This window comes from Streptomyces sp. NPDC087420, assembly GCF_044744165.1.
In the GTDB taxonomy this organism is placed as follows: Bacteria; Actinomycetota; Actinomycetes; order Streptomycetales; family Streptomycetaceae; genus Streptomyces.
On the sequence record NZ_JBIUXU010000035.1, the window covers coordinates 1 to 8,345 of the forward strand.

Annotated in this window: 1 protein-coding gene; it reads left to right on the top strand. The window is 70.4% G+C overall.

Annotation, left to right across the window (positions count from 1 at the left end):
* Positions 1-117: 117 nt before the first annotated feature.
* The coding region (locus ACIO1C_RS35830; RefSeq protein ID WP_401872003.1) for an amino acid adenylation domain-containing protein at positions 118-8,345 on the top strand (8,228 nt) is incomplete at its 3' end.

Sequence of the window (8,345 nt, forward strand, 5' to 3'; positions counted from 1 at the left end):
CGTCCGGTTCCGCCGGGTGTGACGGGTGAGGTGTATGTGGCGGGTGCGGGTCTGGCTCGTGGTTACGTCGCCCGTCCTGATCTCACTTCGGAGCGGTTTGTGGCGTGTCCGTTCGCGATGGGCGAGAGGATGTACCGGTCGGGTGATCTGGCGCGCTGGAACGGTGAGGGCGATCTCGCGTTCGTCGGGCGGGCTGACGCGCAGGTGAAGGTGCGTGGCTTCCGTATCGAGCTGGGCGAGGTCGAGGCGGTCCTCTCTGCCCATCCTGCCATCGGTCAGGCGGTTGTTGTGGCCCGAGAGGACGGCCCCGGCGACAAGCAACTCGTCGGCTACGTGGTCGCGGCCGACGGGACGGCACTGTCCGTCGGTGACCTGCGGGCGTTCGCGGGTGAGCGGTTGCCGGAGTACATGGTGCCGGCGGTGTTCGTGACGCTGGACGCGCTGCCCCTGACCCCGAACGGGAAGGTCGACCGCCCCGCCCTGCCTGCCCCCGATCGTGGTGAAGCCGCCGCCGGTCGTGCCCCGGCGGGTGTGGTCGAGGAGCTGCTCTGTGCGCTGTTCGCCGAAGTTCTCGGGCTGGAGCGCGTGGGCGCCGACGACGGCTTCTTCGAGCTGGGCGGCGACTCGATCATGTCGATGATGCTGGTGTCCGCCGCCCGGCGCGCCGGGCTGGCCATTACCGCCCGCCAGGTGTTCGAGCGTCGTACCCCCGCCTCGCTGGCAGCCGTGGCCGTTCTCGCCCGGGACGTACCGGTGGGCGGCGGTGATCCGGGCGTGGGCGACGTGCCGCTGACGCCGGTCATGCGGGAACTGATCGACCGGGTCGGCCTCGACCGCCTGAGCCAGGTCGTACAGTCCGGCGCCGTGTCCACCCCGCCCGGCCTGCGGTACGACACGCTGGTCCGAGCAGTCCAGGCAATCGTCGACCAGCACGACATGTTGCGCGCCCGGCTGGAGACGGAGACCGAGCCGCAGCGGCTGGTGGTGGCCGAGCCGGGGGCCGTCTCCGCCACGGCATGGGTCCGCCGCGTCGAGGTGACCTCCGCCGACCTCGATCGCGTGATGGAGCGGCAGATAGAAGCCGCCGTAGACCGGTTGGATCCGTTCTCCGGGACCGTGGCACAGGTGGTGTGGCTCGACTGCGGGCCGCACGTGCCCGGTCGGCTGCTGATGACCGCGCACCACCTTGTGGTCGACGCGGTGTCGTGGCGGGTGCTGCTGCCCGGTCTTGCCCACGCCTACGAGGAGTTGGCGGCCGGGCGCGAACCCGTGACGCTGCCGGTGCCGACGTCGTTCCGGCACTGGTCACGACGCTTGGCCGAACAGGCCTCCGGAGAGGCCCGGTTGGCGGAGCTTCCGCAGTGGGCGCGACTGCTCGGCTCATCCGAGCGACCCCTCACCGAGCAGCCAGTCGACCCCACCCGTGATCTCGTCGCCACCGTGCGTCGGGTCTCCGTGACAGTGCCGTCGGAGGTGACGTCCGCGCTGCTGACCGCCGTACCGGCCGCCTTCCGGGCCGGCATTGACGACGTCCTACTGACCGCGTTGGGCGCGGCAGTTGCCGAGTGGCCGGGCGCCCGGAACGTGGACTCGGGGGAGGCGGACCGGGGGAACGCAAACCCGAAGGACGGGCACTTGGAGGACGGCGGGTTGCTGGTGGACGTGGAGAGCCACGGGCGGGAGCCGCTGACGGAGGGAATGGACCTGTCGCGCACGGTGGGGTGGTTCACCGGCGCACACCCGGTCCGGCTCGACCTCGGGAGGGTCGACGCGGCCGAGTTGCGGTCCGGCGGTCCGGCAGCCGGCCGGGCGCTGAAGCTCGTCAAGGAGCAGCTGCGGGCGGTCCCCGGCGACGGTCTTGGGCACGGCCTGCTCCGGTATCTCAACCCCGAGACCGGGGCTGTACTCGCGGAACTGCCGTCGGCACAGATCGGCTTCAACTACCTGGGCAGGTCTACGGCGGGCACCCCCGTGGATACCGCCACCGGCATCTCCGCAGGTGCCTCCACCGGCACCACGCCGGGCACCTCCACCAGCACACCCACGGACACGCCCCCCTGGACGCCGACCGGTGAACTCGCCCTTACCGCCGGCTCCGGCGGAAAGTTCCCCGTCATGCACGCGGTAGAAGCGATGGGCGAGGTGCGCGACCGCGCCGATGGCCCCGAGCTCACCCTGACCGTCGCCGCGCCCGGCCGCCTGCTGGACGAAGCGGCGGCACGCGCCCTCGCGGAGGGCTGGGCGGCGATGCTCGCCGGTCTGGCCGCGCACGTCACCCGCTTCAGCGGTGGCGGCCGTACCCCGTCCGACTTCCCGTTGGTGGCGCTCGAACAGCACCAGGTCGAGGCGCTGGAATCCGCCGTCGACGGGCTTGTCGACGTCTGGCCGCTCGCACCGCTCCAGGAAGGACTGCTGTTCCACGCCCTCTACGACGAGCAGGCCACGGACGTGTACGTCGAGCAGATGGTCCTCGGCCTCGAAGGCCCGCTGGACACCGGCGTACTGCGGGCTTCCTGGCAAGCCGTCCTGGACCGGCACCCGACCCTGCGGGCGGGATTCCGCCAGGTCGCCGGGGTGGAGCGACCGGTGAGGGTCGTGGTGGACGAGGTCGTGCTGCCCTGGCGGGAGGAGGACCTGTCAGGTCGGGATGAAGCCGACGCCTGGGCGGAGTCGGAACGCGTCGCGATCGAGGAACGCGCACACCGCTTCGACGTGGCGCGGCCGCCCCTGCTGAAGGTACTGCTGGTCAAGACCGGGCCGGACCGCCACCGCATGCTGGTGACGCTGCACCACCTCGTACTCGACGGCTGGTCGCTGCCCGTCCTGCGCCGCGAACTGTGGGCCTGCTATGCGGCGGGCGGCAGTGCGGCCGGTCTGCCCCCGGTGACCTCCGAGTGGACCTACCTGTCCTGGCTGGCGCGGCAGGACCAGGAGGCGGCCCGCGAGGCCTGGCGCGCGGAGCTGGCGGGCCTCGAGGAGCCGACGTTGGTCGCTCCCGCCGACCGGGACGACCCCGGAGCCACGTCCGAGACGGTTTCCGGCGAGGCGCCGCACCACCTCTTTGAGGCCCTCGGTGCGCTGACCCGAGGCCTGGGCGTGACCCTGAACACCGTCGTCCAGACCGCGTGGGCCCTTGTCGTCGGCCAGCTGACCGGCCGTGACGACGTGGTCTTCGGCGCCTCCGTGGCGGGCCGGCCCGCCGAACTGCCCGGCATGGAGAACATGCTCGGGCTGTTCATCAACACCGTTCCCGTGCGGGTCCCCCTCGCCCCGGAACGGACCGTCACCGACACCCTGACCGACCTCCAGGCACACCAGTCGGCGCTGCTCGACCACCAGACCCTGCGCCTCAGCGACATCCACCGCCTCGCCGGACCCGGCTCCGGCTTCGACACACTCCTCGCGTTCGAGAACTACCCGTCCCGGATGAACCCCGCGACCGCCTCGGGAACCGACGGCCAGGCCCCCGAGGGTGTGACGCTCACCGAGGCCTGGATGCGCGAGTCGGTCAACTACCCCGTCGTGCTGGTGGCCGACCCGCTCGACGGGCTCCGCCTCCGCCTTTCCTATTGGACGGACATCCTCGACAGGCCCACCGCGGAAGCCCTCCTCGGCCGCTTCCTGCACACCCTGGAACAGTTGGCCGCTCACCCGCACACGCCTGTCGGCCGCCTCACGCTCACGGACGGAGGCGAACGGCGCCGGGTCACCGAGGAGTGGAACGCCACCGCGCGCCCGATGCCCTCAGGCTCTCTGCCGGAGCTGTTCCGCGCCCAGGCGGCGCGCACCCCGGACGCGGTGGCCGTGACCGAGACGGACCGCGTGTGGACGTACGCCCAACTTGCCTCGGCAGCCGGTCGGGTGGCCCGCGGACTTACCGCCCGGGGGGTGCGCCGCGGCGACCTGGTCGGGGTAGCGCTGGAGCGTTCGGCGGACTACATGGCCGTGGTGCTGGGAGTGCTCCAGGCGGGCGCGGGTTACGTACCGGTGGACCCGGACTGGCCGGAGCGCCGTGTGCGGTTGATGCTGGAGGACACGGTGCTGAGCGTGTCCGGGCCGCATACGGCGGACACGTCCGCCTTCGCTGACGCGGTACCGGCCGGAACGCTGCTCGCGGAGACCGGGGAGCCCGCCGCGTCCGGCCTGGGTGACAGCGGCGAGACGCGGGTGACGGCGCGTGACGTGGCGTACGTGATGTACACGTCTGGGTCGACCGGCGTACCCAAGGGCGTGGTGGTCACGCACGCAGACGTGGCGGCGCTCGCGTACGACAGCCGCTTCGCGCAGGGGCACGAGAGCGTCCTGGTCCACTCCGCGCAGACTTTCGACGCCTCTACGTACGAGCTGTGGGTGCCTCTCCTCCGGGGCAGGCGCGCGGTGATGGCCCCACCGGGCGTTCTGACCCCGGCGCTCGCACGCGAGTGGATCGACCGGCACGGAATCACCGCGATGTGGCTCACCGCCGCCCTGTTCCACCTGTTCGCCCAGGACGACCCGGGCTGCCTGCGCGGGCTGCGCGAGGTGTGGACCGGTGGCGACGCGGTCCGGGCCGAAGCGGTCCTGCGGGTACGGGAGGCATGCCCCGGTCTGGTCGTCGTGGACGGATACGGCCCGACCGAGACCACCACCTTCGCCACCTCCCACCGCCTCGAACCGATGACCCCCGTGCCGTCGGCCGTGCCCATCGGCAGGCCGCTCGACAACATGCGCACCTTCGTCCTGGACTCTTTCCTGCGGCCGGTCTCCGCCGGGGTGGCGGGGGAGCTGTACGTCGTCGGCGCCGGGGTGGCGCGTGGGTATCTGGGGCGTCCGGGGTTGACGGCGGGCCGGTTTGTGGCTTCTCCGTTCGTGCCGGGTGAGCGGATGTACCGCACCGGGGACCTGGTGCGGTGGACCGGGAGCGGTGATCTGGTCTTCGTCGGCAGGGCGGACGAGCAGGTGAAGGTCCGGGGATTCCGGGTGGAACTCGGCGAGGTGGAGGCGGTGTTGTCCGCCCATCCGGGCGTCGGGCAGGCCGTGGTGGTGGCCAGGGATGTCGGCGCCGGAGATGGCGGGGCCGCCGGCGCAGGGGGCGGGCTCCCGATTGAGAACGGGTCCGGGGAGAAGCGGCTTGTCGGCTATGTGGTGTCGGAGGGTTCCGGCGTTGATCCCTCGGCGGTGCGTGCGTATGTGGCGGGGGTTCTGCCGGAGTACATGGTTCCGGCGGTGGTGGTTGTTCTGGATGCCCTGCCGTTGACTGTGAACGGGAAGGTGGATCGCGCTGTTCTGCCTGAGCCGGATTTCGCCGGCCGGGTGTCGGGGCGGGCGCCGGTGGGTGTGGTCGAGGAGCTGTTGTGTGGGTTGTTCGCGGAGGTTCTTGGACTGGAGCGGGTGGGGGCTGACGACGGGTTCTTCGAGTTGGGTGGCGATTCGATCATGTCGATGCAGTTGGCGTCGCGTGCTCGGCGGGCCGGGCTGGTGATTTCGCCTCGGCAGGTCTTCGAGGAGAAGACCGTCGAGCGGCTTGCGAGGGTCGCGGAGTCTCTTGTTCGTGAGGACAGCAAGCCCGCCGATGACGTCGGGGTGGGCGAGGTGCCGTGGACCCCCGTCATGAAGGCTTTGGGAGAGCGGATCGTAGGGGCGCGGTTCACCCAGTGGGTGGTGGTGGGTGCTCCGGCGGATTTGGACCTGGATGTGTTGGGCCGTGCTGTGGGTGTGTTGTTGGACGGGCATGACATGTTGCGGGCGCGGGTGGTGGGTGGTGCGTTGACGCTGGTGGTTGGCGAGCCGGGGTCGGTGGATGCGTCTGCTCTGATCACTCGGGTTGAGGCGGGCGTCGAGGGTTTGGATGTGGTGGCGGGTCGGGTGGCTCGTGGGGCTGTGGGGCGGTTGGATCCTGCGGCTGGGGTGATGGTTCAGGTGGTGTGGGTGGATGCGGGGCCGGGCCGGGTGGGTCGGCTGGTGCTGGTGGTGCATCACCTGGCGGTGGACGGAGTGTCGTGGCGGATCCTCCTGGCGGATCTTGAGCGTGCGTATGGGGATCTGGCGGCGGGGCGTGCGGCGGTGCTGGAGCCGGTGGGGACGTCGTTCCGCCGGTGGGCCGGGGTGTTGGCCGAGCAGGCAATGAGCCCGGAACGGGTCGCCGAACTGGACTCCTGGTTGGGAGTTTTGGGGGACAGAGACCCCGTACTGGGCCGTCGGGAGTTGGAGCCGGCGATGGATGTCTCCAAGACGTTGCGCCGCCAGGAGTGGGTGGTGCCGGCAGACACGGCGGCCACATTGGTGGGGCGGACTCCGGTGGCTTTCCACTGTGGTGTGCATGAGGTGTTGCTGTCGACGTTGGCCGGGGCGGTGGGCCGGTGGCGGCCGGAAGCTGCGGACCTGTTGGTGGACGTGGAGGGGCACGGACGCGAGCCGATCGGGGACCTCGATCTGTCGCGTACGGTCGGCTGGTTCACCAAGATTCATCCTGTACGGCTGGACGTGACCGGCATCGATCTCGCGGACGCGGCCGTGGGAGGCGCGGCGGCCGGTGACCTTCTCAAGGCGGTCAAGGAGCAGTCCCGTGCCGTACCCGGTGATGGGCTCGGCTTCGGCCTGCTCCGGCACCTCAACCCGGAGACGGCGCAGGTGCTCTCCGCGGCCCCGGCTCCCCTGATCGGCTTCAACTACCTGGGCAGGTTCGCGGCCGGCACCGGGACGGCTGCGGTGGGCGCCTGGGAGATGGCCGGTGAGACGGCCGTGGCCGGTTCCTCCAACCCCGACATGCCCGTGGCTCACGTGGTCGAGGTACGGGCCGTCGTGCGCGACACGGCCGAGGGTCCGGAGCTGACGCTCACGCTGAGCTGGCCGGAAGCGGTCCTGGCCGATGCCGAGGCAGCGGAACTGGGCGAGACCTGGATGCGGATGCTGGCGGGTCTGGCGGCGCACACGGACACCCCGGGAGCGGGCGGGCGCACGCCGTCGGACTTTCCGTTGGTGGAGGTGTCGCAGGCGGGTGTGGCGGAGCTTGAGGGTGTGGTTCCGGGTTTGGTGGATGTGTGGCCTTTGTCGCCGTTGCAGGAGGGTTTGCTGTTTCACGCGGCTTATGACGGGGACGGGCCTGACGTTTATGAGGGGCAGCGGTCGCTTGTGGTGGAGGGGCCGTTGGATGTGGGGCGGTTGCGGTTGGCGTGGGGGGTGGTGTTGGAGCGGCATCCGGTGTTGAGGGCGAGTTTCCATCCGGGTGTGGCGGTGTCGGGTGGTGCGGTGCAGGTGGTGTCGGGGCGGGTGGTCCTGCCGTGGACGGTGGCGGATGTGTCGGGGCTGACGGATGTCGAGGCGACGGCCGAGGTGGAGCGGCTGTCCGCCGCCGAAAAGGCGCACCGCTTCGATCTGACCCGGCCACCCCTGCTCAGGCTGCTCCTGATCCGGCTGGCCGAGGGCCGGCACCGCTTGGTCATTACCAGTCATCACATTGTGTTGGATGGTTGGTCGTTGCCGGTGTTGGTGGGGGAGGTGTCGGCGGCGTATGCGGCGGGTGGTTCTGGGCGTGGGTTGCCGGTGGTGGGGTCGTATGGGGAGTACTTGGGGTGGTTGGGGGAGCAGGACAAGGAGGCTGCTCGGGAGGTCTGGCAGCGGGAGTTGGCTGGGCTTGATGGTGCGACGTTGGTGGTGGCTGCGGAGTCGGTGCGCTCGGTGGTGGTGCCGGAGCGGGTGCGGTTCGCTTTGGAGGAGGGGTTGTCGCGGGGGTTGGGTGAGTTGGCCCGTGCGCATGGGCTGACCGTGAATACGCTGGTGCAGGGGGCGTGGGCGTTGGTCCTGGCGCGGTTGGCGGGTCGGGAGGATGTGGTGTTCGGGGCGACGGTGGCCGGCCGGCCTGCGGAGTTGCCGGGTGTGGAGTCGATGATCGGGTTGTTCATCAATACGCTGCCGGTGCGGGTGCGTCTGGATGGTGATCGGCCCTTGCTTGACCTGTTGGCGGATCTTCAGGCGCGGCAGTCGGTGTTGATGTCGCATCAGCATGTGGGGTTGCAGGAGATCAACCAGTGGGTGGGCGCGGGAGCTGTCTTCGACACGTTGGTGGTGTACGAGAACTACCCGCGTGCCGCGACCGATCCCGTGACGGGCCCCGACGCCATCACCATCCGGTCCGCAGGCATCCCTCTCGACGCGGGCCACTACCCGCTGAGTCTTGTTGTGGATCCAGGACACGAACGCCTCCACGCCGAACTTGTCTATCGGCCGGATGTGTTCGATCGGGCGCGGGCGGGTGAGGTGTTGGCGTCGTTTGTGGGGGTGTTGGAGCAGTTTGTGTCCGATTCCGGGCGGTTGGTGGGTCGGATTGGTGTGGTGGGTGGTGCCGGTCGTGAGGTGGTGGTGGACCG